The organism is Actinoplanes sp. NPDC051851, assembly GCF_040681165.1.
In the GTDB taxonomy this organism is placed as follows: domain Bacteria; phylum Actinomycetota; class Actinomycetes; order Mycobacteriales; family Micromonosporaceae; genus Actinoplanes.
Genome location: NZ_JBFAYF010000070.1, coordinates 1 through 26,830 on the forward strand (window position 1 = coordinate 1; position 26,830 = coordinate 26,830).

The 26,830-nt window shown below is 71.7% G+C and carries 28 protein-coding genes and 1 pseudogene; 13 read left to right on the plus strand and 16 right to left on the minus strand.

The genetic code is table 11. From position 1 onward, the window contains the following. Positions 1–313: 313 nt before the first annotated feature. Positions 314–757 (plus strand): hypothetical protein, encoded by a 444-nt coding sequence (locus tag AB0M08_RS40170; protein WP_364505406.1) that lies wholly within the window; start codon positions 314–316, stop codon positions 755–757. 130 nt (positions 758–887) lie between these two features. Here the strand turns inward: AB0M08_RS40170 and AB0M08_RS40175 are convergent, their stop codons facing one another. From AB0M08_RS40175 to AB0M08_RS40190, 4 genes are all read right to left on the minus strand, one after another. Next, a complete protein-coding gene (locus tag AB0M08_RS40175; protein WP_364505408.1) occupies positions 888–2,018 on the minus strand; it encodes a hypothetical protein in 1,131 nt (376 codons plus the stop codon). Positions 2,019–2,121: 103 nt separating this feature from the next. Further along, positions 2,122–2,607, minus strand: coding sequence for a RidA family protein (locus tag AB0M08_RS40180; RefSeq protein ID WP_364505410.1), 486 nt, complete (start codon positions 2,605–2,607; stop codon positions 2,122–2,124). After that, positions 2,604–3,926 carry an amidohydrolase family protein gene (locus AB0M08_RS40185; protein ID WP_364505412.1) on the minus strand — a complete coding sequence of 441 codons (1,323 nt, stop codon included), beginning with the start codon at positions 3,924–3,926 and terminating at the stop codon, positions 2,604–2,606. Before AB0M08_RS40185 ends, AB0M08_RS40180 begins: the two co-directional genes overlap by 4 nt. A gap of 102 nt (positions 3,927–4,028) precedes the next feature. Continuing rightward, complete coding sequence (locus AB0M08_RS40190; RefSeq protein WP_364505414.1) at positions 4,029–4,604, minus strand: helix-turn-helix domain-containing protein; 576 nt, start codon at positions 4,602–4,604, stop codon at positions 4,029–4,031. Positions 4,605–4,754: 150 nt separating this feature from the next. Between AB0M08_RS40190 and AB0M08_RS40195 the strand changes: the two genes are divergently transcribed. The 7 genes from AB0M08_RS40195 to AB0M08_RS40225 are packed head-to-tail and all read left to right on the plus strand — an operon-like array spanning position 4,755 to position 12,158. Next, positions 4,755–6,314, plus strand: coding sequence for an ABC transporter substrate-binding protein (locus tag AB0M08_RS40195; protein ID WP_364505416.1), 1,560 nt, complete (start codon positions 4,755–4,757; stop codon positions 6,312–6,314). Next, entirely contained in the window at positions 6,311–8,014 is a 1,704-nt protein-coding gene (locus AB0M08_RS40200; RefSeq protein WP_364505418.1) for an ABC transporter ATP-binding protein, read from the plus strand. The genes AB0M08_RS40195 and AB0M08_RS40200 overlap by 4 nt, the downstream gene beginning before the upstream one ends. Beyond that, positions 7,998–8,798 carry an ABC transporter permease gene (locus tag AB0M08_RS40205; RefSeq protein WP_364505420.1) on the plus strand — a complete coding sequence of 267 codons (801 nt, stop codon included), beginning with the start codon at positions 7,998–8,000 and terminating at the stop codon, positions 8,796–8,798. Before AB0M08_RS40200 ends, AB0M08_RS40205 begins: the two co-directional genes overlap by 17 nt. Position 8,799: 1 nt before the next feature. Further along, positions 8,800–9,771, plus strand: coding sequence for an ABC transporter permease (locus AB0M08_RS40210; protein WP_364505422.1), 972 nt, complete (start codon positions 8,800–8,802; stop codon positions 9,769–9,771). 11 nt (positions 9,772–9,782) lie between these two features. After that, positions 9,783–10,418, plus strand: coding sequence for a cysteine hydrolase (locus tag AB0M08_RS40215; RefSeq protein ID WP_364505424.1), 636 nt, complete (start codon positions 9,783–9,785; stop codon positions 10,416–10,418). Positions 10,419–10,443: 25 nt separating this feature from the next. Beyond that, positions 10,444–11,016: an isochorismatase family cysteine hydrolase gene (locus AB0M08_RS40220; RefSeq protein WP_364505426.1), complete on the plus strand. Its 573-nt coding sequence runs from the start codon at positions 10,444–10,446 to the stop codon at positions 11,014–11,016. Continuing rightward, positions 10,998–12,158, plus strand: coding sequence for an amidase (locus AB0M08_RS40225; RefSeq protein ID WP_364505428.1), 1,161 nt, complete (start codon positions 10,998–11,000; stop codon positions 12,156–12,158). The genes AB0M08_RS40220 and AB0M08_RS40225 overlap by 19 nt, the downstream gene beginning before the upstream one ends. On the opposite strand, the gene AB0M08_RS40230 is transcribed toward AB0M08_RS40225, so the two are convergent. The 4 genes from AB0M08_RS40230 to AB0M08_RS40245 all read right to left on the minus strand — a co-directional run bounded on the left by AB0M08_RS40230 (position 12,095) and on the right by AB0M08_RS40245 (position 15,749). Then, on the minus strand, positions 12,095–12,421 hold the full coding sequence (locus AB0M08_RS40230) for an alpha/beta hydrolase (protein WP_364505430.1): 327 nt from the start codon (positions 12,419–12,421) through the stop codon (positions 12,095–12,097). The genes AB0M08_RS40225 and AB0M08_RS40230 overlap by 64 nt on opposite strands. A 97-nt stretch (positions 12,422–12,518) precedes the next feature. Beyond that, the gene (locus tag AB0M08_RS40235) at positions 12,519–12,773 is read right to left on the minus strand and encodes a hypothetical protein (RefSeq protein ID WP_364505432.1); all 255 of its coding nucleotides are present in this window, start codon (positions 12,771–12,773) and stop codon (positions 12,519–12,521) included. A gap of 165 nt (positions 12,774–12,938) precedes the next feature. Beyond that, positions 12,939–14,141 (minus strand): Ig-like domain-containing protein, encoded by a 1,203-nt coding sequence (locus AB0M08_RS40240; protein ID WP_364505434.1) that lies wholly within the window; start codon positions 14,139–14,141, stop codon positions 12,939–12,941. Positions 14,142–14,315: 174 nt separating this feature from the next. Next, positions 14,316–15,749, minus strand: a complete 1,434-nt coding sequence (locus AB0M08_RS40245) for a GGDEF domain-containing protein (RefSeq protein WP_364505436.1) — start codon at positions 15,747–15,749, stop codon at positions 14,316–14,318. 125 nt (positions 15,750–15,874) lie between these two features. Between AB0M08_RS40245 and AB0M08_RS40250 the strand changes: the two genes are divergently transcribed. Beyond that, positions 15,875–16,348: a diadenosine tetraphosphate hydrolase gene (locus AB0M08_RS40250; RefSeq protein WP_364505438.1), complete on the plus strand. Its 474-nt coding sequence runs from the start codon at positions 15,875–15,877 to the stop codon at positions 16,346–16,348. Here AB0M08_RS40250 and AB0M08_RS40255 read toward each other — a convergent pair. After that, complete coding sequence (locus AB0M08_RS40255) at positions 16,288–17,463, minus strand: ATP-binding protein (RefSeq protein WP_364505440.1); 1,176 nt, start codon at positions 17,461–17,463, stop codon at positions 16,288–16,290. The two genes, AB0M08_RS40250 and AB0M08_RS40255, sit on opposite strands and share 61 nt — an antisense overlap. A 1-nt stretch (position 17,464) precedes the next feature. Further along, positions 17,465–18,118: a response regulator transcription factor gene (locus AB0M08_RS40260; RefSeq protein ID WP_364505442.1), complete on the minus strand. Its 654-nt coding sequence runs from the start codon at positions 18,116–18,118 to the stop codon at positions 17,465–17,467. A gap of 72 nt (positions 18,119–18,190) precedes the next feature. Between AB0M08_RS40260 and AB0M08_RS40265 the strand changes: the two genes are divergently transcribed. Further along, positions 18,191–18,928, plus strand: coding sequence for a DinB family protein (locus AB0M08_RS40265; protein ID WP_364505444.1), 738 nt, complete (start codon positions 18,191–18,193; stop codon positions 18,926–18,928). Here the strand turns inward: AB0M08_RS40265 and AB0M08_RS40270 are convergent. The 3 genes from AB0M08_RS40270 to AB0M08_RS40280 form a co-directional block, all read right to left on the minus strand. Next, entirely contained in the window at positions 18,919–20,130 is a 1,212-nt protein-coding gene (locus tag AB0M08_RS40270; protein WP_364505446.1) for an MFS transporter, read from the minus strand. The two genes, AB0M08_RS40265 and AB0M08_RS40270, sit on opposite strands and share 10 nt — an antisense overlap. Positions 20,131–20,287: 157 nt before the next feature. Beyond that, positions 20,288–21,094 (minus strand): SAM-dependent methyltransferase, encoded by an 807-nt coding sequence (locus AB0M08_RS40275; protein ID WP_364505448.1) that lies wholly within the window; start codon positions 21,092–21,094, stop codon positions 20,288–20,290. A 100-nt stretch (positions 21,095–21,194) separates the two neighbouring features. Continuing rightward, entirely contained in the window at positions 21,195–22,343 is a 1,149-nt protein-coding gene (locus AB0M08_RS40280; RefSeq protein ID WP_364505450.1) for a peptidoglycan recognition family protein, read from the minus strand. A gap of 131 nt (positions 22,344–22,474) precedes the next feature. Between AB0M08_RS40280 and AB0M08_RS40285 the strand changes: the two are divergent. After that, positions 22,475–23,536 (plus strand): annotated as a pseudogene (locus AB0M08_RS40285) (MFS transporter); the annotation flags it as partial. Positions 23,537–23,657: 121 nt separating this feature from the next. Here the strand turns inward: AB0M08_RS40285 and AB0M08_RS40290 are convergent. After that, positions 23,658–24,167 (minus strand): NAD(P)H-binding protein, encoded by a 510-nt coding sequence (locus AB0M08_RS40290; protein ID WP_364505452.1) that lies wholly within the window; start codon positions 24,165–24,167, stop codon positions 23,658–23,660. Positions 24,168–24,300: 133 nt separating this feature from the next. On the opposite strand from AB0M08_RS40290, the gene AB0M08_RS40295 reads away from it, so the two are divergent. Beyond that, on the plus strand, positions 24,301–24,477 hold the full coding sequence (locus AB0M08_RS40295) for a hypothetical protein (protein ID WP_364505453.1): 177 nt from the start codon (positions 24,301–24,303) through the stop codon (positions 24,475–24,477). Continuing rightward, positions 24,474–24,905 (plus strand): hypothetical protein, encoded by a 432-nt coding sequence (locus tag AB0M08_RS40300; protein ID WP_364505455.1) that lies wholly within the window; start codon positions 24,474–24,476, stop codon positions 24,903–24,905. Before AB0M08_RS40295 ends, AB0M08_RS40300 begins: the two co-directional genes overlap by 4 nt. Positions 24,906–25,114: 209 nt before the next feature. Here AB0M08_RS40300 and AB0M08_RS40305 read toward each other — a convergent pair whose 3' ends face one another. Both AB0M08_RS40305 and AB0M08_RS40310 read right to left on the minus strand, forming a co-directional pair. Continuing rightward, on the minus strand, positions 25,115–25,390 hold the full coding sequence (locus AB0M08_RS40305) for a hypothetical protein (protein ID WP_364505457.1): 276 nt from the start codon (positions 25,388–25,390) through the stop codon (positions 25,115–25,117). 378 nt (positions 25,391–25,768) lie between these two features. Beyond that, positions 25,769–26,809, minus strand: coding sequence for a DUF2157 domain-containing protein (locus AB0M08_RS40310; RefSeq protein WP_364505459.1), 1,041 nt, complete (start codon positions 26,807–26,809; stop codon positions 25,769–25,771). Between the last annotated feature and the right edge of the window lie 21 nt (positions 26,810–26,830).

The following is a 26,830-nucleotide window of genomic DNA, read 5'->3' on the forward strand; positions in this document are numbered from 1 at the left end:
TTTCCCGGCGCGGCTGGCGTTCACGGGTCACTCGGAGCGCCCGAGACACCCCGGAACACCAGCCGACCGGCCCGAGACACCCCGGACCTCCAGCCCACCACACGCGGGCGCCGCCTGGCCGGTCCACGAACGAATCCTGGCCGACGCGGAGATCGCGGCCCTGGCTGGGGAGCCACTGTCCCCAGTGAAATCCGACGTGGTCTGAAACGGTCAGGGGCGGAAACTTAACCGTAACGTCGGCTGGCCTGACGGTGATCGATCCTGGCCGGATGGACGGGGACCGGGCAGTGGAGTTGATCATAATGTGCGGGGCATGTCGCTCAGAGTGTTCCGTCGAGTCGCCTCGGTCGTGTTGGGATTGGTGGGGCTGGTCTTCGTCGTGGTCGGGGTCGTACAGGTGGCCGGGCAGAGTTGGGATGACGCCACCGGGACGGTCAAGAGCTGCACCGTCGAGGGTGCCCAGAGCAGTGCCGTCGGCGCGAAGGCCCGCATCTACCACCGGTGCGAGGTGACCTGGGACGCCGGGGACGGCACGAAGACCAGTACGCTCGAAGTGGACGAGGACGAGGCCGTGGCCGGCTGGATCATCGACCTCAAGGTGAACGACGACACCGCGATCATCCCCAGCCCGAGCTGGCTGGCGTACTCGACGGCCCTCGTCGGACTCGCCCTCGTGCTGGTCGCCCTCTTCCTGTCCTGGCTGGGCCGCCGACGCGACCGTCAGGCCGCCGAGGCCGCCGAGGCCGCCGCCAGTTGACCGCAGGCACGCGGGCGACCACAGACGAGCGGACGATCGCAGGCAAGCGGGCGAGGCGAGCGCAGACGAGCGGACGAGCGGGCGACCGCCGGCAAGCGGGCGAGCGGCTGACCACAGGCGGGCACACGGGTCAGGTCATCGCCGGATAGCGCTCCCAGATCGCCGCGTCGTCGGCGGTCAGCACGGTCTCCAGGCGCCGGGCCAGCTCCGCCGCGACGGGCCCGTCCGGCAGCCGCGGCAGCAGATGGACCGCCAGCTGCAGGTCACGCAGGGCGCGAAGATCAGACCACACCTCCGATTCCCGTACGTCGAAACCGTAGGCGTCGACCAGCCGCCGGTAATCGCCGGGGTCTCCCGCCAGACGGCCGACGGCGTGCGCGGCGGCCACGAGATCCACCTCGGCCGGGCCCCGGGAGATCGAGTCCAGGTCGGCGAGGACCGGCTCGCCGGACGCGGTGCGCAGCAGGTTGCCGGTGTGCGCGTCGGCGTGCACCGGCCCGACCGGCGTGGCCCACCGCGCCGCCGCCAGCCGGGCGGCCAGCTCGTCACAGCGGGCGCGCAACGCGGCGAGCACGGCGGGCCCGGGCCGGTCGAGGTGCTCGCGGGTCCACGCTCCGAACGGGACCGCCGGGGTCGCGGCCCGCGAGATCATCTCCCGGACCGGGCCGAGCGGATCCCAGTCGGGCAGGTCGACCGCGGGGCGGCTGGCGTGCAGTGCCCGCAGCGGCCCGGCCAGATCGCTCGCCGGATAGCGCCCGGCCGGTGCCGGGGGCAGCAGCCGCCACACGGTCGCGGCCCAGCCCACCACCCGATCCGGCCGGTCGGCGGCCCGATCCGGCTGACCGGGCACGGGCACGCGGCGGCCCCGCCGGGCAGCGTCAGGGACCGCGCGGCCCGGCACCGGCGCGACCGGCGCGACCGGGACGGGCGGGACGGGCGGGACGGGCGGGCGGATCGGCTGAACGAAACCGGACGTCAGGCGAATCCCGGCGGGCGCACGGCGGTCCGGCCCGCCGAGAGAGCGGATCGGCTGATCGAAACCGGGCGCCAGGCGGACCGTCGGCACCTCCAGGCGCTCCAGCTCCGCGGCCGTCCGCACCAGCCGGTCGACCCGCGGCGTGTCGGGGCACACGCGCAGGACGACGCCCGCCGAGGGGAAACGGTAGGTGTGGTTCACCGACCGCTGGACCGGCTCGGCGTCGGCCGGATCGAGCCCGGCCGCGCGGCAAAGGCCGGAAAGCTCCGCATCAGCAAGTTCCATGCGGACAAGTCTGGCGACCGCCGACAAGCGACGGTCGGCGGGGCGGCACGGGCGTCCGGCCGGGCGCACACCGGCTCGGTCCCGAGCGCCGACGGGACGGCGATCAGCCGGGCAGCACCTCCACCTCGGTCCAGAGCTCGAAGCAGTTGCGCCGGGACAGGCTGGACACCCCGATCGAGGCGCGCCCCGCGACACCCGCCTCCGGCCCGAAGACGTCGATGAAGAGCTGGGACACGCCGTCGGAGACCAGGTGCAGGTCCTCGAAGTCGTCACTCGTTCGCAGGAAGCAGAGGTTCCGGGCGATCCCGGCGACCCGGTCCAGGCTGCCGACGGCGAGCCGGATCAGGCCCAGGGCGTTGACGGCGGTCATCCGGGCGGCCGCGTACCCCTGCTCGACGGTGACGTCCTCGCCCAGCCGTCCGGGGTGGAGCCGGTTGCCGGCCCGGTCCTCCGGGGTGATGCCGGAGAGCAGGACGAGGTTCCCGGAGCGGTGGAACGGCTTGACCTTGCCGTACCGGCCACCGTAGGGCGGGTTCGCGTAGTCCGGGATGGCCAGGCCGAGCTCCCGGACCCGTGCCTCGGCGCTCATGACGCCTCGAAGACGGTCGTGCCGCCGACGACGGTTCGCAGCACGCGGGCCGCGGCGAGTTGATCAGGGGTGCAGGTCACCGGGTCGGCGGAGAGCGCCACCCAGTCGGCCAGCAGGCCCGGGCGCAGCACGCCGCGGTTCTGCGACGCGAAGGCGGCGTACGCGGCACCGGTGGTGTAGGCCGCGAGCGCCTCGAACCCGGTGATCGCCTGTTCGGGGGCGACCGGGTCGGGCAGGCCGCGGACCATCCGGGTGCGAGCCTTCCACATCATGTGCAGCGGGTCGAACGGGAAGAACGGCCCGTCCGAGCCGAGCGCCACGGTGGCACCGGAGTCGATCCAGGAGCGCAGCGGGTCGGCGTCCACCGCACGGTCGCCGAGGTGCTCGATCAGCCCCTTCGCGTTGATCTCGTGGATCGACGGCTGCAGCGAGGCGACCACCCCGAGCCGGGCGGCGAGGGCCATGCTCTCGGCCGACGGCTCCAGGTACGCGTGGATCAGCTGGAACCGCAGGTCCCGGATCGGCGTGACCTCGTCGACCTCCTCGAAGACCCGCAAGACGCGAGCGACCGCCCCGCCCCCGACCACGTGCACGCCCATCGACCAGCCGTGGGCCGCACAGTGGAGCGCGAGGCGCCGGAACTCCTCGTCGTCGACGCGCTGGAGCCCGTAGTCCCCGGTGCCGGGCGTCCACTCCCGCTCCAGCAGGGCCTGCCGGCGCATCCCCTCACCGTCGAAGTAGACCTTGATGCCGCCGAGCCGCAGGTGATCGTCGCCGAACCCGGTCGCGACCCCGGTCCCGTCGAGCCGCAGCAGGGCGTCCTCGGTGACGTGCGGCATCACCACGGTCCGCATGGTCAGCGCGCCGTCCGCGCGGGCCCGCTGGTAGGCGCGCATCTCGTCGACGGTGACCGCCGGGTCGACCACCGAGGTGATGCCGAGCGCGTGCAGCAGCGGCTGGATCACCCGGAGCGCCGCGGCGCGGTCGGCGGGCGAGGGCGGGCCGGGCCGCCACTCGTCCAGGTCGGCGGTGCGCTCCATCTCCGCGACGTAGGACGCGGCGGTCCACGTCCCGCCGGGCGCCGGGACCGTCAGGGCCTTCAGCCCGGCGCGCAGCATGTGCAGGTGGGCGTCGATCAGGCCGGGCACGATCACCGCGTCCAGCTTTTCGGCCGGGGTGTCCGGCGGGCACGCGGCGCGCACCTCGTCGACGGTGCCGACGGCCAGGATCCGGTCGCCGAGGGTGGCCAGGGCTCCGGCGTGCGGCCGGGACGAATCCATGGTCACCACCGGGGCTATCACGATGCGGGGTCGGGTCACGAGGGGTCCCTCCACGAGCGTTGGGAATTGGATCCAACGCCACTTATAGTGGATCCAGCCGGGAAAGGGTGAGCCCCTGTGACCGAAACGATGCGAAGCCGATCAGGCGCCGAGGATGCGCAGGATCGCCGTGGTGGTGTCCCGTACGGCGTCCTCGACGTCCAGGTCCGGGTCCTCGTAACGGCGCAGGCTGATGCTCTCCACGACGGCGAAGACGATGCCCGCGATCCTCTTCAGGTATTCGTCGCCCGGCGGGTGCCCCAGCTCGGTGAGCACCTCCCGGGACAGACCGGCGTAGGCGTCCCGGAGCCGTTCGCGCAGCTGGTGGGCCTCGGCGAACTGTCCGGCGCGCACCTCGGGCAGCACACCCAGTACGGCGACCGACCGGCGGCCGGTGAAGAGCACCCGGATGTCGAAGTCGAGCAGTTCGGTGAGCCGGTCCCGCGCGGGCCGCCCGGTCTCGGCCGCCAGCGCCTCGCCGCGTTCGACGCCGGGGCGCAGCGTCTCCAGCAGCAGCTCCCGCAGGATGTCCGACTTCACCTTGAAGTGGGCGTACAGGGAGGGCTGCTTGATGCCGGCGCGCTCGGCGATGTCCCGGGTGGTGGTCGCGGTGAAGCCGTTGGCGGCGAAGAGCTCGGCGGCCGCCTGCAGGATGCGGTCGCGCCCGCTGTTGATCATGCGGAACATCCTGCCGGACCGAAGTTTCCTACTCGAAACAAGATCACAACACCGCCGCCGCATCCGCGGGCTTTTCTTTCGTCCATCAGCCGAGCCTATCGCTTGATAGGCAGGCCCCCTCGGTCGATCACCGGACGAAAGGTCGATCCCGTGCCCCTGACCCGTAGGACCGCCACCGGCATCGTCGCCGCTTCCTTGACCCTCCTGCTCGCCGCCTGCTCCGGCGGCGGCACGCCCGGCACCTCCAGCAGCGCCGGCGCGAGCACGCTGAGGCTCGCCTTCCTCGGCGGCATCAAGACCCCCGACCCCGACACCGCGTACGACGGCCCCGAGCTGAACCTGGTGAACAGCGCGTACGAGGGCCTGGTCACCTACAAGAGCGGCCAGGAGAAGGCCGAGCTGACCGGCGCGCTCGCCACCGACTGGAAGGCGGACAGCACCAACACCGTCTTCACCTTCGACCTGCGCGAAGGCGTCACCTTCCACGACGGCACCCCGTTCACCGCGGCCGCCGTCGAGGCGTCGTTCAAGCGGCGCACCGGCATCGACTCGGGACCCGCGTACATGGTCGCGGACGTCAAGAGCGTGGCGACGCCGACCGACCACCAGGTCGTGATCACCCTGGACGCGCCGAACAGCGCCTTCCTCGATCTGCTCGCCTCGCCGTTCGGTCCGAAGATGGTCAGCCCGACCGCGATCAAGGAACACCCGTACAGCGAGGACGACAACTGGTTCGCCACGCACGACGCGGGGACCGGGCCCTACGAGTACGGCACGTTCACCGCGGACACCGCCTACGAGCTGACCGCCTATGACAAGTACTGGGGCACGCAGCCCGGCTACCCGACGGTCGACTTCTCGGTGGTCTCCAGCCTCGCGACGATCCAGCTCCAGCTGGAGAGCGGCGAACTCGACGGGATGGCCGGGTACGCGGACAACACGACGTACACCTCCCTGAAGGGCAAGGAGGGGTTGAAGACGTATGCCTTCTCCAGCATGCAGACGCCCACCCTCTTCGTGAACCCGAAGAGCGCCGCCCTCGGTGACCAGGCCAGCCGCCTCGCCCTCCTCCAGGGCGTCGACTTCACCACGCTGACCACCAAGGCCCTCGGCGAGATCGCCAAGCCGACCAGCGAGGTCTTCCCGGTCAACCTGCTCTCGTCACCCGACCTCGACCAGCAGGCGATCACCTACGACGCGACGAAACTCGCTGCGCTCAAGGGCAAGACCATCAAGATTGCGTACGGCAACACGAGCGCCGACGCGAAGTCCCTGAGCGACAACCTGGCCGCCGTCCTGAACGCCGCCGGGATCACCGCGCAGAGCACCGGTTACGCGCTCGGCACCTACTTCCCCGAGCTGGAGAAGGGCGCCGACGGCCCGGACCTGACCTTCTTCTCCGGTTTCCCGGACACCGCGCACCCGGACGCCTGGGCGACCGTCTTCTACACCCCGAAGGGCGGCCTCGACCTCTTCGGCGCCGAGGTCCCGGGCCTGTCCGACCTGCTCGACCAGGCCCGCTCCACCGGCGACCAGGCGCTCTACGGCCAGGCCGCCGCGAAGGTCGCCGCCTCCGGCTACTTCTACTCGGTCGCCACCAGCCTCGGCACCGCGATCTTCGCCGACGACGTGGCCGGCGTGGAGCAGTCGTACCACCCGGTCATCACCGGGGTGCTGAACCTGGCCGTCCTGCACCCGGCCGGGGCGTGACCGGCACGAACGCGGATCGTCCCGGTACGGCCGGCAACCGGCCGCACCGGGACCACCCGGCCTTGGAGATCGCCGGGCTCAGCATCCGCTACACCTCGCGTACCCCGGCCGTACTCGCGGTCGACGACGTGACGCTGACCGTCGCGGCCGGGCAGTGCCTCGGGCTGGTCGGCGAGTCCGGCTCCGGCAAGAGCACCATCGGCCTCGCGGTCCAGGGCCTGCTCACCCGGGAACCGCAGGTCGAGGCGTCCGGAACCGTCGTGGTGGACGGGACCGGGCTGGACGTCACCGCGGAGGCCGGGTGGGCCGGCGTCCGCGGGCACCGGGTCACCACGGTCTTCCAGGACCCGATGGCCTCGCTCGACCCGACGATGACCGTCGGCCGGATGCTGACCCGGGTCACCGGCTCCCGCGAGGAGAGCCTGCGCTGGCTCGGCGACGTGGAGATCCGGGAACCGGCGACCGTGCTGCGCGCCTATCCGCACCAGCTCTCCGGCGGGATGCGCCAGCGGGTGATGATCGCGCTGGCGCTGGCCCGGGGCCCGGCCCTGCTGGTCGCGGACGAGCCGACCACCGCGCTGGACGTGAGCGTGCAGGCCCAGATCCTGCGGCTGCTCACCCGGGAACGCGAGCGCCTCGGCTGCGGCGTCCTCTTCATCACCCACGACCTCGGGGTGGCCCGGGCGATGTGTGACGAGGTCGCGGTGCTGCGGCACGGCCGCGTGGTGGAGAGCGGGACGGCCGGCGGAGTCCTCTCCGAGCCCGAGGGGGCGTACACGAAAAAGCTCGTGGCCTCGCGAATCACGGTAATCACCGACCGAGAACGACCGGTCGGCCTGCCGGAACCGACGGTGATCGCCGCCATGCGGGAGACCGGACGGGCGCCGGAGGATCTCGGCGAGCGCTGGGAGGGCGGCTCGCTGAGCTGGGCGGAGTTCGAGAAGGAGCGTACCGAGGTCCAGGGTGGGCACACGCTGGAGCTGGCCGGGGTCACCAAGAGTTTCCGCAGCGGCGGGCTGTTCGGCGGCGCCCGGAAGCAGGTGCTGACCGGGATCGATCTGCGGATCGAGCGGCACCGCAGCGTCGCGCTGGTCGGCGAGAGCGGCTCCGGCAAGTCGACCATCCTGCGGATCGTGGCGGGGCTGGAGACGGCCGACGCGGGCGACGTCTACGTCGACCGGACACAGGGCAGCGGCGTCCAGGTCGTCTTCCAGGACGCCGGGGCCTCACTGACGCCGTGGCGCACCGTCGGGCAGCTCCTCACCGAGCGGCTGGACAACGCCACCGACCTGGACCGCGAGCAGAAACGGTCACGTGTCCGGGAGGCCCTGGAACGCGTCGCGCTCGACCCGGCACTCGCCGACGCCCGGCCCGGGCAGCTCTCCGGCGGGCAGAAGCAGCGGGTGGCGATCGCGCGGGCCGTCGTGGTGCCGCCGGCGCTGCTGCTCTGCGACGAGCCGACCAGCGCCCTCGACGTGTCGGTGGCGAGCTCCGTGCTCAACCTGCTCAACCTGCTCCGGTACGACCTCGGGCTCTCCCTCCTCTTCGTCACCCACGACCTCGCGGCGGCCCGGATCGTCGCGGACCGGGTCGACGTGATCAGCGCGGGGCGGATCGTCGAACGGGTACCCGCTGCTTCCCTCTCCGGCGCGATGACCAGCGACTACGGGCGGAGGTTGCTCGATGCGGTCCTGGCCTAGGGTCCCGCTGATCCTGATCGGCGCCGTCGTGCTCGCGGCGCTGATCGGGCCGCTGCTCTCGCCGTACAGCTCGATCGTCCCGTCCGGGGCCTCGCACCTGCCGCCGTTCTCCGCCGGGCACCCGCTCGGCACCGACGAGCTGGGCCTGGACATCGCCACCCGGCTGCTCGCCGGCGCCCGGACCAGCCTGCTCGCGGCGGCCGTGGTCACCGTGATCAGCGCGATCGGCGGGCTGCTGCTCGGCACCCTCGCGGGGTTCACCGGCGGGTTCCTGGACACCGTCCTGATGCGGGTCACCGACCTCTTCCTCGCGCTGCCGGCCACCATCGTCGCGATGGCCGTCGCCGCCGGGCTCGGGCCGAGCATGACCAGCTCGATGATCGCCATCACCGTGGTCTGGTGGCCGCTCTACGCCCGCCTGGTCCGCGGCGAGGTCCGCCGCGTCGCCGGATCGCTGCACGTCGAGGCGGCCCGGATGAGCGGCACCCGCGGCTGGCGGCTGGTCCTGCGGCACGTACTGCCCAGCGTGCTGCCGACCGTGGCGATCACCGCCAGCCTGGACATCGGCGGGGTGATAGTCACCGTCGCGGCGCTCTCCTTCGTCGGCCTCGGCGCCCCGGCGCCCGCTCCCGAACTCGGCCTGATGGCCTCGGCCGGCCTGCAGTACGTGGTCAACTCCTGGTGGATCCCGGTGCTGCCCGGACTCGCCGTCGGCCTGCTGTCCCTGCTGTTCACCTACGCCGGCGACGGACTCCGCGCCGCCCTGCGCCACCGGGGAGCCTGACATGCTGCGCTTCACCGTACGCCGGATCGGCTCGCTGATCGTCGTCCTCTTCGCCCTGCTGGTACTGGTCTTCCTGATCAGCCGGTACGGCGGCGACCCGGTCCGCGGCTACCTGGGCGCGAACGCCTCCGCCGACGCGGTCGCCGCGATGCGTACCCGGCTCGGGCTGGACCAGCCGATCGGGGTGCAGTTCCTCGACTACCTCGACCGCCTCGTCCACCTCGACCTGGGCACCAGCCTGGCGACCCGGCGCCCGGTCGCCGACGAGCTGGCCCAGCGCATTCCGGCCACGGCCGAGCTGGCGCTCGGGACCATGCTCTTCTCGGTGCTGATCGGACTCGGCCTGGCCCGGGTCTCCGGGACGCTCCGGTTCCTGTTCTACACCGCGGCCAGCGCGCCGTCGTTCCTGCTCGCCACCGGCGGGGTGCTGGTCTTCTTCGTCCAGCTGCACTGGCTACCGGTCTCCGGGCGCACCTCCTACGGGCCGAGCACCGGGCTCTCCGGGATGTACGTACTCGACGGGCTGCTCACCGGGAACCTGCCGTACGCGCTCGACGCCCTCTGGCACCTGATCCTGCCCGCGTTCGCCGCCGCCCTCGGGCCCGGGATCGCGCTCGCCCGGATGCTCGCCGACGGACTCGACACCAGCCTGCGATCGGCGTACGCCCGCACCGCCCGCTCCCTCGGCGAGAGCGAACCGGCGGTGCTGCGGCGGCACGGTCTGCGCAACGCGGCCAGCCCGGCGCTCAGCCTGCTCGGCGTCCAGCTGGGGATGATGCTCTCCAGCCTGGTCGTGGTCGAGCAGATCTTCTCGTGGAACGGCCTCGGCCAGTTCCTGGTGCACGCCATCGGCGGCGCCGACACCGCCACCGTCGCCACGATCAGCCTGCTGCTCGGCGCGGTCTACGTGGTGGTCAACGCGCTGGTCGACATCGCGCTCGCGCTGGTCGACCCGCGTATCCGCCTCAATTAGGAGCTGCTGTGATGCCCTTACAGGTCACCGACATCACCCCGAACGACGAGCTCAACCCGGTCGGGAACGTCGTGCTCGTGGTCGTCGACATCCAGGGCGGGGGCGACGCCGACCCGTTCCCGCCGAGCAAGCCCGAGCAGACCTGGATGCCGGGCCGGGCCGAGCGCAACGCCAAGGCCGTCGACCTGGTCGCCGCGTTCCGGGCCAGGGACGTGCCGGTCGTCTTCATCCAGGAGGTACACAAGCCGTCCCTGATCGACATCGGGCGCGAGCTGGACGGCAACGAGGGCCCGCACTGCATCGAGGGCGATCCGCGCACCGCTCTCCACCCCGGCCTCGATCCGCGGCCGGACGAATATCTCATTCAGAAACGCCGTTACTCCGCCTTCTTCGGTACGTCACTCGACATCATCCTGCGCGGGTACCGGGCCCAGACGGTGATCCTCATCGGCGGGATGACCGACGTCTGCATCCACTACACCGCTCTCGACGCACACCAGCACGACTATCACTTCCGGACGGTGAGCGACATGGTCGTCGGGTCCGGTCAGTACCTGCACGACGCGGCGCTGCGCGCCATGAAGTACCTGCAGCGGGACTCGCTCGTGAGCAGTGACGCCGTCTACGCCTGGCTCGACCGGAAATGACTCGACCGGAAATAAGGGGAGATCTATGAACATCGAGGGCAGGACCGCGCTCGTCGTCGTCGACTTTCAGGGCGGGCCGCTGACCGACTCGGCCGGCTCGGTCTACGCGGGCGAACAGCTCCGCAAGGCGATCGCCATGGTGGACGGGTGCCGGGCCCGCGGGATCCCGGTGGTCTGGATCCAGGAGGTGCACAAGCCGCACCTGACCGACATCGGGCGCGAGCTGGACGGGTCCGAGGGACCGCACTGCATCGAGGGCGAACCGGCCACCGAGATCGCGCACGGGCTCGCCCCGGCACCCGAGGAGTTCCACATCCCGAAGCGGCGGTACTCCTCGTTCTTCGGCACCGAACTCGACGTGGTGCTCAAGGCGTACCGGGTGGACAGCCTGATCCTGATCGGCGGGTTCACCGACATCTGCATCCTCTACACCGCGGTCGACGCGCACCAGCGGGACTTCTTCGTCAACGTGGTCACCGACGTGGTCAGCGGGTCGTCGCAGCAGGCCCACGACGACGCGCTCACGATGGTCCACTATCTCCAGCACAGGTCGCTGGTGACGAGCGAGGAGGTCACGGCTTGGCTGGCGACCGTCTGACCGCCCGGGAGATCGCGGATCAGGTACGGGGCGGTGGGCGTACCCGGGAAGACGTGGTGGAGGAGGCACTCGCCGCGGCCGTTCGTCTGGACCCGGCGTTGCACTTCCTCGAACGGCTCGACACCGCCTCCGCACGGGCGGCGGCGCGGCGCCCGGGCCCCGACGGACCGCTCGCCGGAGTTCCGTTTCTGATCAAATCCGGGACGTCCGTGGAGACGCCCGTGGTGGCCCGGCTGGTCGCCGCGGGCGCCATCCCGATCGGCGTCTCCACCCGCAACCGCCCCGGCACGGACGCGCAGACCCACGGCTGGAACGGGCGCGACTACACCCGCAACCCGTGGGATCAGTCACGGTCACCGGGTGGCTCGTCGGCGGGCCCGGCCGCGGCCGTCGCCGCCGGAGTCGTACCGTTCGCGACCGGCGGCGACAGTGGTGGATCGCTGCGCATCCCGGCCGCCTTCTGCGGCGTCTCCGGTTTCAAACGTACGCACGGACGGGTCCCCGGCCGCCCCTCCCGCCTCACGGTGGCCGGGGTGATCGCCGCCGACCCGGACGACCTGATCCTCACGTCCGCCCTGATCGGCGAGCCCTTCGCGCCCGCCTCGCCCGCGCCCCGGCGGATCGGCTATGCGAACACTTTCGGTCGCGGCGTCGCCGATCCGGCGGTGGACGCCGTGGTGCGCTCCCGCGTTCCCGGCGCCGTCGACGTCTCGCTGACGCTGCCACCGCCGGAGCAGGCGTGGGACGCCCTCGCCGCGCTGGACGCGGGACGGCCCGTCCCCGCCGCCACGGTCGACCACGCGCTCGCCGTGCGCCGCATCGACACCGCCACGCTCGATGATCTCTTTCGGGAGGTGGACGTGCTGGTCACGCCGACGACGCTGACCGTGGCGCACCCCTACGACGGGCCGGCCGGCCCGGACTTCGTCGGCGACCTGTGCTGGGACTTCAACATCACCGGCCATCCGGCGGTGAGCGTCCCGGCGGGTCTGGTCGGCTGCCTGCCCGCCGGATTGCAGGTGGTGGCCCCGCACGACCGCGAGGAGGTGGCCCTCGCCGTCGCCCGCGGCCTGGCCGTTCAGCTCAGGAAGTCGCCGATCATGGAGTTGACCTCGCCGGAGAACTCGTCGAAGAACCCGTGACGGCCGCCCTCGTGCAGGTGCATCGACGCGTTCGGGATCCGCTCGGTGAGGATCTTCGCGTTCACGGCCGGCACCATCAGGTCGTCGGTGCCGTGCAGCACCAGCGTCGGCGCCTCGATCAGCGGCAGCACGTCCCACGCGTCGTGCCCGTTGCTGGCCCGCAGGTGCGCGCGGCTCTCCTGCGGCGTCATCGTCGGGTCACCGAGCACGTGGCTCTCGCCGTGCCACTCGTCGGTGTAGAAGAACTCGTGCAGCGACCGCATCCGCGCCCGATCCCCCGACAGACCCGGACGTGAAACCTCCTCTCCCCGCGGGTACCGGCCGTGGTCGTCCTCGCGAGGCTTTCCGGTGACCACCGCGTCACTGACGGCGGACGAAGAGCGGGTACGCCTCGGGGTGGCCGTGCCCGTCCTGGGTGACGCTCCAGTGCTGAAGCACCCAGCCCACCTCGGTGATCGCCCGCAGCATGATGGTCCAGTCCTCGATGTTGCCGGAGAGCTGGTGCCCCGTGACCGGCGAGTTGAGCCGCGGCGCGAAGTACCAGTCGCCGTTCTGATAGGCCGCCCGTGCCTCCGCGCCGAGCGTGTTCGCCTTGGCGTCCTTGATCCATCCCATGGCTGAGCAGGGTAGACGTATCGATCAAGTCGGCGCGATCGGATCATCGATTCCGGGCGGCGGGCCGGACGACACCGGGGCCGCCGGTGGGTGGGGCTCGATCAGGCGGCGGCCGACGCACTGGCGGGTGTCCCGGGAGGGAGCGCCGGGGCGCCGGCCGCGCGGTCAGGCGCCGTACTTGTCGTAGGAGACGGTCCAGTCGCCGAGGCCGTTCCAGATCGGGAGCTCGCGCGGGGTGTGTTTGACGTCGACGACGTCGCCGAGCATGAAGTTCTCGTAGACCCACTTGGCGTCGGACGTGCTCAGGTTGACGCAGCCGTGGGAGAGGTTCGCGCTGCCGAGCGAGCCGTTCCACGGGGCGGCGTGCAGGAACTCGCCCGAGTACGTGATACGCGTGCAGTACTGGACGACCTCGGCGCCGTAGTAGTTCGGGTTGCTCGGGTCGGTGACGCCGTAGCTGGCCGAGCTCATCGTGTGGGTCCGCTCGATGGCGAGGACGACGTGCGGTCCGCTGGCGGTCCAGTAGTTGATGTACTGGCCGTTCGCGCCGGTGGTGCCGCCGCCCTTGCCGAGGCTGCTCTTCATCGAGCGGACCAGCTTGCCGTCGATGTAGACCTTGGTCATGTGGGTACGGCTGTCGCTGATCGCGATCAGCTGCCGGCCGATGGTGAACTCGGTGGAGGCGTTCTTCGCGCCGTAGACGCCGTCGCCGAGCTTGGCGCCGAGCCCGTTGACCTTCACCTTGATCACGGTGCCCTTGGCCCAGTACTTCGCCGGGCGCCAGTGCACCGTCTTGCTGTCCGCCCAGTAGAACTTGCCCTCGACCTTGGGCGACGTGGTGATCTCGATGGCCTTCTCGGCGGCCTTCTTGTTCACCGCACGGCTGAACGCGACGATCACCGGCTGGCCCGCGCCGTACGTCTTGCCCTTCTTGAGCTCGGTCAGCATGTTCGCCCGGAAGGTGACCTTGGCGAGCGCCTCCGGCGTGACCGTGCTGAAGGTCGACGTCTTCTCGACCGTCGCGCCACCGGCGTCGGTCGCCGAGGCGACGACCTCATAGCTTTTCCCGTACGCCAGATCCTCGGTCGACCGCCAGAACCCGTCCTCGCCGAGCGCGCCCTCGATCGTCGACGAGCCACTGGTGACCGTGACCTCGCCGAGGGTGCCGCCCTGGACCGCGACGACGATCTCCTTACCCGGGGAGACGTTCTTGGCGCCGGTCTCCGGGGTGATGCTCAGCAGCAGGGGCAGCGCCGTCGCGGCGGTGACCGAGTCGCCGGCCACCTGACCGGGCCGGACCTCGAGGGTCTCCGCGTTCGCCCGGGGCGCGGAGCCTCCGGCGGCAGCGGCGGCCGCGGCCGCACCCAAAGTGCCGATAATGACCCTGCGTCGCTGAATCATCACACTCACAATCCGAGGGGGTTCGCGGCCGGCGCGCCCGTGAAAGCCGTTCATGTCTATGACTCGGCCGGGGTCGCAAAAGGTTGCCTGCCCGGTGATCATTCTGCCGAGATGTGAGTATCTTTACAACCCGATGCAAGCTCAGGCACCGGCCCGGGAGACCCGTCCCCGACCGGCCGCTTTCGCCGCGTACATAGCGGAGTCGGCACGTTTCATCTCCGTCACCGGATCCGCGCCGGGCGGGGCCGCGATCAGCCCGACCGAGGCACCGACCGTCACCGGCGTGCCGTTGATCAGGATGGGTTCGGCGACCGCCTCGACGATCCGGGCGGCGATCTTATCGGCGTGCCAGTCCCGCGCGCCGGGCAGGATCACCGCGAACTCGTCGCCGCCGAGCCGCGCGACCAGGTCGCCACCGCGGACGATCTGCCGGATCCGGATGGCGACCACCTCGAGGACGACGTCGCCCGCCTCGTGGCCGAGCGCGTCGTTGACCGCCTTGAAGCCGTCCAGGTCGACGTAGAGCAGCGCGGTCGGGTCGTGGGCATGCGAAAGGGTGCGTTCCCATCGGGTACGGAACTGCCGCCGGTTGGCCAGCCCGGTCAGCGGATCGGTGTACGCGTGATCGGTGGCGGTCTCCAGCGCGTCGGCGAGCAGCGTGACCACCCCCTGCAGCCGGACCATGACCAGCGAGAAGAGGATGACGCAGCCGGCCACCACCACCGGGACGTCCGGTTCGTCCCCCTGGAGCCACTCGATGGCCAGCACCGCCGGGGCGGTCAGGCTGGCGGCGGCGAGCGCGAGCAGCCGCCGCCGCGGGATCACGCCGACCGGGGCGAGCGCGGTCGGCTCGGCGACGGCGGCCATGCCCGGGTGCAGCGCCGCGGCGGCGATCAGCGCGTGGTTCGCCATCCAGCCGACGTCCATCAGCCCGCCGGCGAAGTAGGCGCCCTTCAACTCCAGGATCGTGTACGCCACGTCGGTGACCAGCAGCGCGGTGACACCGGCGACCATCAGCCGGTACGCGGCGGGCCGGCGCCCCGAGCCGATGGTGAGCCGGACCAGCACGGCGAGAGCGAGGAGGTCGAGGACCGGGTACGCGAGGGACACCGTACGGCCGAGAAGGTCTAGATCTCCTTCTTTTGCCGTCGGGCCGATGACGTAGAGCCAGGCCAGCATGGCCGCGCCGGTGGAGAGGATCGCGGCGTCGAGCAGCCCCTCCCGGTCCCACCGGGTCCGTCGGGCGAGCGTGAAGCCGACCAGCGCCGCGACCAGGGCGATGGTCCCGGGCACGTAGAAGACGTCGGCGACGGACGGGAAGACGTCCCGGCCCAGCAGGACGGTCTGCGCCCAGTACGCGATGTCCCCCGCCGCGAAGAACGCGGCCTTCGCGGCGAGCGCGTACCAGGGCCAGCGCTCCACGGGCCGATACCGGCGCACGCCCGCGACGATCACCGGAACCGACCCGCCGTTGACGATCGTGGCGAGGGCGGCCTGGCAGGTGGCCCACGGGACGAGGTTGTAGACGACGGCGAGAACGGCGCAGAGTGCGAGATACCATCGCCAGGTCAGCATTCGCGACAATCCGCACCCCCTCCGCCCTCCTACCCCTTATCGACCGGCCCCGCCGATCATGAAGTCCGACGGGTTCACGCGGACGGGACACTGCGGGAGTGACGGGGCCTCGCTAACGTGCCGGTATGACCGACTGGCGTGACGACCGCATCGGATCAGCGTTGCGGGGCGAGAACCCGACCGTCCTCACCCGCCTGGACTCCGGTTTCGTGGTGCTCGGCGACTCACAGTTCCTCCCCGGGTACTGCCTGCTCCTGACCGACGACCCGGCCATCGACAGCCTCACCGACCTGCCGCGCGCCCGCCGCCTGGCCTTCCTCGCCGACATGGACCTGCTCGGCGAGGCGGTCGCCACCGCGTGCGCCCACCTGGACAGCGCCTTCCGCCGCGTCAACTACCAGATCCTCGGCAACCTCGACCCGTTCCTGCACGCCCACGTCCACGCGCGGTACCGATGGGAGCCCGCCGAGCTGGCCCGCGGCCCGGTCTTCCGCTACCCGATAGCGGCCCGCTCGGCGCCGGAGCACCAGCTGGGCCCTCAGCACGACCCGCTGCGCTCCGCCCTGACCACCGAACTCCGGCGGCTCACCGGCTCGTGAGCCGCCGGCGCCGGCGGCGGCCATGACGCCGGGAAGAGCACCCGGACGTCGAGGCCGCCCTCCGGACGGGCGGTGATCGACAGGTCCGCGCCGTGGGCCGTCGCGATCGCCTGCACGATCGACAGGCCCAGCCCGTGATGGCGGTCGTCGGCGCGGCGGCCGAGGCGTTCGAAGGGCTGCCGGATCCGGTCCACCAGCTCCGGCGGGACGACCGGACCGGTATTGGTCACCGACAGGAACGCCCGGCCGCCGTCCGTCCCGGTCGACACCCGGACCGTGCCCGACGGCACGTTGTAGGTGCGCGCGTTGTCGACCAGGTTCGCCACCAGCCGTTCGATCAGGGCCGGATCGCCCACCACCGAGGCCGCGGCGATCTCGCCGGACGCCCCGTGGGTACGCGCGATCGCCGCCAGGTCCACCCGCTCGCGGCGGTCCGGGCCGCGCTCGCTGGTGGCCAGCACCAGCAGGGACTCCAGCAGGCGTGTCTGCTGGTCGCCGACCGCGATCAGCTCGGTGAACTGGGCGCGGAACGAGTCCACCGTGGCGTCCGGGTCGATCACCGCCTCCTCCAGCAGCGCCCGGCCGACGGTCAGCGGGGTCCGCAGCTCGTGGGCCGCGTTCGCGACGAACCGCCGGTGCGAGCCGAGCGCCGCCTCCAGGCGGCCGAGCAGGCCGTCCACCGTGTCGGCCAGCTCGCGCAGCTCGTCGCGGGGACCGCCCGCCGCGAGCCGCTCGTGGACGTTGCGCGCGGAGATCCGCCGGATGGTCCCGGTCATCGTCTGCAGCGGGCGCAGCACCCGCCCGGCGACCAGCCAGCCGAGCAGCGCCGCGAGCACCGTGGTGACGGCCAGCGCGACGGCCGAGCGGACCAGCAGCGCGTGCATCAGCGCGGCCCGCTGGTCGTCGACGGCCTCTCCGATCGTGCCCAGGTACTCCCCGGTCGTGCCCAGGTGGGTGGTGACCGTCTCGTCGCCGGCGGGCGTCGAGGTCCGGGTGCTGATCACCGCCGAGGACCCGCTCTCCCCGACCAGCAGGTACGTGATCGCCGACAGCACGGCGCCGGAGAGCACGAAGAGGACGGCGTACAGGAGGGTGAGCCGCAGCCGGACCGTCATCTCAGATCCGGTACCCGGTGCGGGGGATCGTCGCGATCAGCGACGGCTCGCCGAGCTTGGCCCGCAGCCGGTTCACGGTGGCCTTGACGGTCGTGGTGAACGGGTCGGCCGCCGCGTCCCAGACCCGCTCCAGCAGCTCCTCGGCGGAGACCACCCGGCCACCCGCCCCGAGCAGATGTTCCAGAACGGCCAGCTCCTTCGGGTTGAGCGCCAGCCGCACCCCGGCCCGGGTGGCCACCCGGCGCGCCGGATCCAGCGTCAGGTCACCGTGCGTCAGCAGCGGCGGGACGGCGGGCTGTGACCGGCGGCCGAGCGCCCGGATCCGCGCGACCAGTTCGGGGTAGGCGAACGGCTTCGGCAGGTAGTCGTCCGCGCCGAGCGTCAGCCCGTCGACGCGGTCGGCGATGGTCGCCGCGGCGGTCAGCATCAGCACCCGGGTACGCAGCGGCTCGCGGGTCAGCTCCCGGCACACCTGATCGCCGGGCACCCCGGGCAGGTCCCGGTCGAGCACCACCACGTCATAATCCGTTTCGGACGTACGCTCCAGCGCCACCGCACCGTCGTACGCGACGTCGACCGCCATCCCCTCACGCCGCAGCACCCGTGCCACCGAGTCGGCGAGGCGGACGTGGTCCTCGACCACCAGGACTCTCATCCGCGTCACCCTACGGGCGCCTCCGTCACATATCCGTCACACCACACATAGGCTTCCGTGGATGATCGATACATGACGCAGCCCGATCTCATCACCGATCTGCAGGCGGAGCAGGACCGGCTCGCCGGCGTCCTGACCGCGCTCTCCCCCGCAGACTGGTCCCGCCGGTCCGCCGCGGCCGGCTGGACGATCGCCGACGTGGTCCTGCACCTGGCCCAGACCGAGGAGGCGGTGACCGGGGTGCTCACCGGCGCGTTCGACGCCACCGTCTGGCGCCAGTACGGTGAATCCGTCGACGAGGTGATGTCCGCCCTGGTCAACGCCGCGCCGTCGACCCCGCCGGAGATCCTCTCCCGCTGGCAGACGGCGCGGCGCACCTCGATCCAGGCGCTGCGCACGGCCGATCCTGATCAGCCCGTGCCGTGGGTGGCGGCGCCGCTCAAGCCGCGCACCCTGGCCACCACCCGGCTGGCCGAGCACTGGGCGCACGGACTGGACATCACCGCACCGCTCGGCCTCGACTGGCCGGACACCGCCCGGTTGCGCCACGTGGCGTGGCTGGGCTTCGGCACCCTGCCGTACGCGTTCCGCCTCGCCGGGCGTACCCCGAAATCGGTCTTCTGCGACCTGACCGCGCCCGACGGATCGCGCTGGCGGTTCGGCGATCCCACCGCCGCGTCCACCATCGAGGGCCCGGCGGCGGCGTTCTGCCGGGTCGGCGCCCGCCGCCTGTCCGCCGCCGAGTCCGGCCTGGTGACGCGCGGTCCGGACGCCGCCGAGGCCCTCCGCCTACTGCGCAACTACGCCTGAGCGCCCGCCCGCGTCTGATCACTCACCGGCGTCCGGGCCAGCAGCACTGTGGAGATCAGGCCGAACACCGCCGCGCCGATGAAGATCAAACCCGGTCTCCCGTACGCCAGCAGGCCGCCGAACGCCGCCCCCGCGAGCACCGGGACGACGGTCTCTGCGATCGCGCCGACGCCGGTCAGCGCACCCTGGACGGTGCCCTGTTCCGCGTCGCCGATGCCCCGCGAGATCCACGACTGGACGGCCACCCCGCCGACCGCGCCGAGCACGCCGACGCCCTGCAGCAGGTAGAGCATCCACGGCGCGGTCACGAACGCGGTGCCGGCCAGCGACACCACCCCGATCGCGCCGCCGAGCACCGCGGCGCGCTTCTCGCCGAGCCGCTCCACCAGCCGCCCGGCCGCCCGGGCCTGGAAGATCGCCCCGGCGAGCGCTCCCGCGGCCATCACGGCACCGACGTGCGCGGTCTGCCACCCGAACCGGTAGGTGAGGAAGTACGCCCAGGTCGCCTGGAAGATCATCCGGTCCACGTCGGCGCAGAACCGGGCCTGGACGAGACGGCCGAGCACCGGCCGCCGGGCGACGGTGCGGATCGCGGTGAACGGGTTCGCCAGCCGCAGGCTCAACGGCGTCTTCCGATCACCGGGGCGGGACTCCGGCAGCACGAACCAGCCGTAGGCGGCGTTGGCGAAGGCCAGTCCGCCCGCGACGTGGAACGGCAGCGTGACGTGGACGGCGCCGAGCAGCCCGCCGATCGTCGGCCCGGCCACGAACCCCGCCCCGAACGCCGCACCGATCAGCCCGTACGCCCGCGCCCGCTGATCCGGGGCGGTCACGTCGGCGATGTACGCGTTGACCACGGTGACCGTACCGGCGCAGGCGCCCGCGAGCCCGTGGAAGACGAGCAGCGTCCAGGGCCCGGTCGCCGCCGCGTGGGCGAGCCAGTCGACGCCGAGACAGGCCAGCGAGACCAGGAGCACGGGCCGCCGCCCGTACCGGTCGGAGAGCCGCCCGAGCAGCGGCGCGGCGAGGAACTGCAGCAGCCCGAAGAGCGAGCCGAGCAGCCCGGACCAGCGAACGCCGCCGACGGCGCTCCCGGTGATCGACTCCATGAGCCGGGGCAGGATCGGCACGACCAGCCCGAGCCCGAGCATGTCGACGAAGACGGTGACGAGAAGAAACCAGAGGGCGGGTGCCCGGCGCATGTGAAGCTCCCGAGTCGGTGAGTAGGGCAGAGCCCCCTCCCGACTCGGGCAGCCTCACCAGCCTGCCGCAAGCACGGAGGATCAGATTATCGGTGCCGTCAAATCATTTTTTCGTACCGGATTTTCCGGGCGGAATCCCGCCGTATTCGGCCGCGGGTCAGGGTTTGCGGGCGACCGCCCCGTACATCGCGATGTCCCGGTCCTCGATGCCGGCGGGTTCGGTGCCGTCCGGGCGCCACTTGTGGACCTGGACCAGGCCCGGCTCGACGAGTTCCAGGCCGTCGAAGAAGGAGAGGGCGGTGGCGCGGTCGCGGAAGATGAGCTTCTCGCCGAGGCGGTTGTACTCCTGCTGGACCTTGGCGAGCGGGACCGGGTCGAACTCGTCGGTGGCGATCGACATCGCGAGGTAGCTGCCCGACGGGAGGACGTCGAGGACCTGGCGGACCACCCGGAGCGCCTCGGCGTCGTCCTCGATGAAGTGCACGATCGCGATCAGGAGCAGGCCGACGGGTTGCTTGAGGTCCAACGTACGGGAGAAGTCGTCTGAGGAGATGATGGTTTGTGGATCACGCATGTCGGCGTCGATGTAGGCGGTGCGGCCCTGGGCGGTGCCCATCATCAGCGCCCGCGCGTGCGACAGGACCAGCGGATCGTTGTCGGTGTAGACCACCTGCGACGTCGGGTCGACCGACTGGACGATCTCGTGCAGGTTCGGCGACGTGGGCAGGCCGGTGCCGATGTCGAGGAACTGGCGGATCCCGCGCTCGGCGGCGAGGTAGCGCGCCACCCGGTGCATGAAGAAGCGGTTGGCCTGCATGTGCACGCGCAGCGCGGGCCATATCGTCAGCGAGTTCTCGCCGGCCTCGCGGTCGGCGGCGAAGTTGTCCTTGCCGCCGAGGATGTAGTCGTAGATGCGCGCGCCGTGCGCCCGATCGGTCTGCAGATCGCCACCGTTACGGTCCACCCAGATCCCTCCATAAACCGACATGTCACTCGTGTGGGTGATCCTACACAGATGGCCCACACGAGCGACATCCACTATGGAAGGTCAGGCCACGCCCGGGTCAGGCGAGCAGCGCGGCGACGTCGGCGCGGACCGTCTCCAGGGTCGGGTAGAACGCGTCGCCCGGGCACTCGGTGGCGCCCGCGCCGATCTTGTTCCAGTCCCGGTGGCCCTGGATCACGTCCACCTCACCGGTCTTCAGGTTGACCGGGTTGAGGTAGGTGACCCGGCCCGCCGGGTCCACGTCGATCGCCGCGGCGAGCAGGGCGAGCACCTTGACCAGCGACTCCGGGGCCGCGTCGGTCGGCTGGATCGAGGTGAACCGGCCGAGCAGCACGATGCCGATGTTGCCGGCGTTGAACTGGCCGACGTGCGCGCCGTTGGTCATCTGCGGCCGGCCGTCGGCGTCCGGGTCCGGGCCGAAGACCGGCAGGCCGTCGGCGCCGGAGACCCTGCCCTCGTAGACCACGCCCTGCTCGTCGATGAGCAGCTGGTAGCCGACGTCGCCGTAGCCGTCCACCACGCAGTCGTCGTAGTAGACCGCGCGGACCGTGGCCGCCGGGTCCGGGTCGTCGTTGTGCGCGTAGACGCCGGTGTGGTGCACGGTGAACACCTGCGAGGGGTAATAGACCGCCGGCCAGGTCTCGGTGGTGCCGTCCGCACTGAACCGCAGTGACTCGTCGGCACCCCACGCGGCCCGCGACAGGTAGGCCGGGAGCAGACAATCGGCCGTCGCCAGGCCGAGCGCCGGGATCCGGTCCGACGAGGCGGCGGCGAGCGCGCCGGCCGGGCCGTCCACGGTGTTCAGCTCGGTGACCGCGGCGGCGCTGCCGTCGGCGGTCTGCACCTCGTAACCGGTGACGTCGCGGGCCAGGATCAGCGACCGCTTCCCGGTGGGCGCGGCGACGTCGTCCCGGCCGCCGGCGCAGGAGTTCAGGTCGACCCAGTCGCCCCACCCGGCGCTCGTCTGCAACCGGACCGCCGCGGCGGCCGAGGAGACCACCGAGAGGTGGGTGAGCGTGAAGTCGGCGACGTTCGTCCGGGTGCTGCTCTCGATCCGCGGCCGCCGGGTGGCGAGCGTGGCGGGGATCCGCACTCCGGTCGCGGCGCTCGTGCCCTCGCCCGCGAACGCGGTCGCGCCCGCCGCGGCGGCCAGGCCGAGCCCACCCAGTCCGGTCGCCCCGGCGAGCAGTTTCCGACGTGAAACCATGCCGCATTGCCTCCCTTGTCTAGAACGCCAAGGAAGCTAGGAAGATCACCATTGCGGGCACCATGCCAGTCGATGCCCATCCGGTGTCCACTTCGCAGGTTTCCGCACCGTATCGGACTACATTGACGACGATGCTTACCTATCTCCCCGAGAGCCGCAAGGGGCGCATCCTCGGACTGGGGATCGGGGTCAGCGCGATCGGCTCCGGGGCGTTCCTCGGCAGCTCGGTGCTCTACTTCGTCGGGACGGTGGGCTTCCCCGCCGCGCGGGTGGGGCTGGCCCTCTCGGTGGCCGCGGTCTGCGGGATCCTCAGCCCGGTGCCGGTGGGCCGGCTGGCCGACCGTGTCGATCCGGCCCGCCTCTACCTGCTGCTCGTGGTGCTGCGCGGCCTGGTGTACGCCGGTTTCGCGCTGACCGGAAGCTATCCCGTCTACCTGGTGCTGGCCTGCGTGGCGACCGCGCTGGACCGGGCCTGCTCGCCGCTGCAGCAGCTGGTCGTGGCCCGGGTGGCCGGGGACGAGGGCCGCACCCGGGCGCTGGCCTCGGTGAACTCCCTGCGCAACGCCGGCTCGGCCACCGGCTATCTGCTCGCGAGCCTGATGCTGGGCCTGGGGCTGGGCGCCGCCGGTTTCCGAGGGCTGTTCCTGTTCAACGCGGCCACCTTCCTCGTCATTGCTTCCACCCTTCTCCGGGTACGGGGTGCCGAAGCCGGAAGAGCCCCGGCGCCCGGACACGGACCACTCCGGGATCGGCGGTACATGGCGCTCGCGATCGGCAACGGCGTGATGAACGTCTACCAGTCGGTCCTGTTCGTGCTGATCCCGGCGTGGATCGCCGTCGCCCACGACCTGCCCGCCGTCGTCGCCCCGCTGCTGCTCGGCCTGAACGCGGGCCTGGCCATCCTGACCCAGGTACCCGCCGCCCGGCTGGCCCGGGGCCGTGCCCCGACCCGGCGGGCGATCGTGATCGCCACGGCGCTGCTGGTCGCCGGAAGCGTCACGCTGACCGTCGCGGTGCTGGCCGGCGCACCGGTGTGGTGGGTGATCGCCCTGCTCGGGGTCGCCGTGGTGGCGTTCACGCTGGGCGAGAGCTTCCAGTCGGTGGCGGCGTACGAACTCTCGTTCGCGCTGGCCCCACCCGATCGCCGGGGCAGCTACGTGGCGGTCTTCCACGCGTCCCAGTACGCCCAGCAGACCCTGGGCCCGGCGGTGATGACGGCGGCGCTGCTCCCCGCCGGCCCGGGGTGGTCGGCCCTGGCCCCGGTCTTCGTGATCGGCGCCGCCGCGATGTGGTGGGGCTCGTCCCCCGCGCTTCTCAGCCGTGGACGGTCACCCTCGTACGGTGCAGCGTCGGCTTGTCGATCTCGTCGAGCACCGCGACGGCCAGGTCCGCGTCGGAGAGGACCCCGTCCACCGCCGCGTCCCCGACCCGGTAGCGCCCCGACCGCGGGCTGTCCAGCAGCAGCCGGGGAGGCGGCGTGAGCATCACCCAGTCGGTCGCCGTGTCCGCGGCGCGCAGCCGGTCGAGCCCGGCGGTGTGCGCCCGCGCGAACGGCTGGAACTCCTCCGGCAGCGGCCAGGCCTCCGCGCCCGGCAGGTTGCTGAAGAGTCCGATCGCGATCAGGCGCGGCACCCCGGATGCCAGCAGCGCCCCGGCCGCCCTGCTGAAGAACTCCGGATCCAGGTCGAGCCGGGCGAGCTCCTCCGGCCCGGAGGCCGGGCTCACCGCGTTCACGGCCGCGTCCCGCCCGTGCACCAGCCCGGCGACCGACTCCGGGTCGGTGACGTCTCCGCGTACGGCGGCCGGAAGGTCCGGATGACGCACGGCAGTCGCCTTCCCGATTCTGATCCCTTTCCCCACGGTGGATCCGGATCCTTTTCGCGCCGCTTTCGGGCTCGATGCTCTCTGCCTGGCGGAGACATTTGCCGGAAACGCGGGCGACGCTATCCTTACGCACATGGCACAGGACACCAGCCGCAAACTGAGCGTCGGCGAGATCCATACCCGAATGGGCCTGGCCGTCACCGATGAGGGGATGGCCCGTGCCCGCCAGCGGCGGCGCAAGGCCGAGCTGGCCCGCGACTCCGAGGGCCGGGCGGCCTTCCTCGCCCAGCTGCGCAGCCGCCCCGCGTGACCGAGTCCCACGACGAGGTGGGCCGCGACCACGGGCGGGCCACCGAGGCCAAGCTGGTGCTGGACACTACCGCGGTCGTCGCCTGGGTGCGCGGGTCGATCGCCGTCGGCGAGACGCTCGCGGAGATCGACGACGAGGGCGGTTACGTCGCGATCCCGCTCTGGTGCCTGATCGAAGCAGGTCACAGCACCGCGATGCTCGACCGGGAACGGCTGGACCTGCTGCTCGCCCACCCCGCAACGGCGCTGATCACCGACGACGCGGCGGACTGGGAGACGCTGGTCGCCCTGCGCACGCTGATCGGCCGCGCGGACTGTGCGGCCGCGGCGATGATCGCCCTCGACCTGGGCGTCGACGTGATGACCCGCGACGCGAGCTGGTACCGCAGCGTTGCCGGAGGCGCGATCGTGCTCGAGATCGAGGACTGACACCGCTGCCCGCGGGGTACCCCCGCACAACCGCCCGCGGGGGGCCGCCGCAACCGCCCGCGCCACGGGGTCCCACCACAACCGCACAACCGCCCACGGGGTCCCACCACAGCCGCCCGCGCCCACGCGGTCCCGTTACCGGTGACGCGCCGCCGCTGGCGCCGGGCGCGGACGGCACCGCGCTCCGCGCCGCCGTCCGCGCCCGGACTCTAACGGCGCCGCTGGTTCGCGGGGCGCCTCGCCAGTTCGGCCGTTGCGTTGAAACCCGGCGCGATCTCGCCGACGCAGTGCTCGGCCTCCTCCACCGGCACACCCTCGGCGAGCAGGTGGACCAGCACATCGCCCGGTTTGCGTAGCCCGCCGGGAACCGCGCCGCCCCGGACCACGCTCATGCTCCCGTCGGCCCGGCGCAGGTCGATCCGGTAATGCTCGCCGTCCCGCACGATGTGCACGGCGGTCACCGGGCTGTCCGCTGGATAGGTCACCAAATCATCGTACTCACGGACCAATCCGGCCCGACGTCCGGAGCCTCGCTCCTTTAAGTTAATCGATCATCACAAATTCATGTGACGTTCCGGACCGGAAGAAAGCGGCACAGAAAACGGCGATGGATATGGATCTGGCCGAATTCGAACAGGAACACCGACAGATCAACACCGAGTCCGGACCGATGGCCTTCGTGGACCACCCACACCGAGCCAGCCACCCCCGCACGCCCCACCCACCGCCCGCGCCAGACCGGCCCGGCCCGCCGCACCCACCGCCCGGGCCGCGAGCGGCCGGTCGGGCGACCCGGCCGGACAGCGCCGTGTCGCCTCGCCCATCAGGCCCGGCGCCCGATCCGGATCATCGAGCGCGCGAGGTCAGACCGGGTCCGTGCCAGCGCTCGGGACCGCTGCAGAACCGGGGTCAGATCCGGCGACCGGAGCCACCGTAGAGCCGGAGCCGGCCGTGAGATCCGGGTCGGGTGGGGGGACACGGCGCATCCGCAAGCCGGCCATGCTGGCGCCGAGCAGGGTGATGCCGGAGATCAGCATGACGCCGCCCGCGCCGAGCGAACCGTCGGTCACGTCGTACAGGAACTCGGGGACGACCAGCGTCGCCGCGATGACCCCGCCCGCGAGCACGACCCACTCCCGGACCCACACGTAGGCGCCGAAGCACACGACCGCCATCAGCAGCGTCGGAAGGTACTTGACCAGCCCCTCGGCGGTGAGCATCAGCTGCGACCCGATCACCCCGTAGCTGACCGCGATCGCCAGCGCGAACCGGCGCTCCACCACCCAGTGCCGCCAGTACAGCACTGCCCAGAGAACGCCGAGCCCGATCATCCCGAGCCCGAAGTCCACGGTGTCGTCGACGTTCAGCAGGTCGACCAGCGAGAGCAGGATCGCCAGCGCGCCGACCGCCATGCCGAGCTGCCCGAGCGCACTGCGGGCCAGCAGGTATCCCGCGGTCACCACCAGCGTCGCCGCGATCGACGCCATCAGCCACTCGGCCGGCACGACATCGTCGAGCGCCGCGTCCATCCCGAACCCGGCGGCGATCGCCGCACCGGTCATCAGCGTGCTGGAGAGCCGCCGTCGCACCTCGTCGTCACGCCGCAGAACGACGCCGCCGCCGAAGAGAACCACTGTCAGGATCCCGAGCACGGTCACCCGGCCCGATCGCCCGACCATGTCCCAGGTCTCCGCAAGAAACAGCAGGATCGCCCCGACCAGCAGCGACGCCCCGAGATAGCCCGCGATCTCCCCCAGCCTGCGGCGAACGCTCTCCGGTTTCGGCGCCTCCCCCGGCTTGCCGTACTCGCTCAGCACCGCGTCAGCCTGCGCCCGGTCCAGTGTTCCCCGTTCGACAAGCCGCCCCAGCGCATCCGCCAGTCTGCCGCTCTCCTCCACACCCACCCCTTTATCGGCTCACGCTAA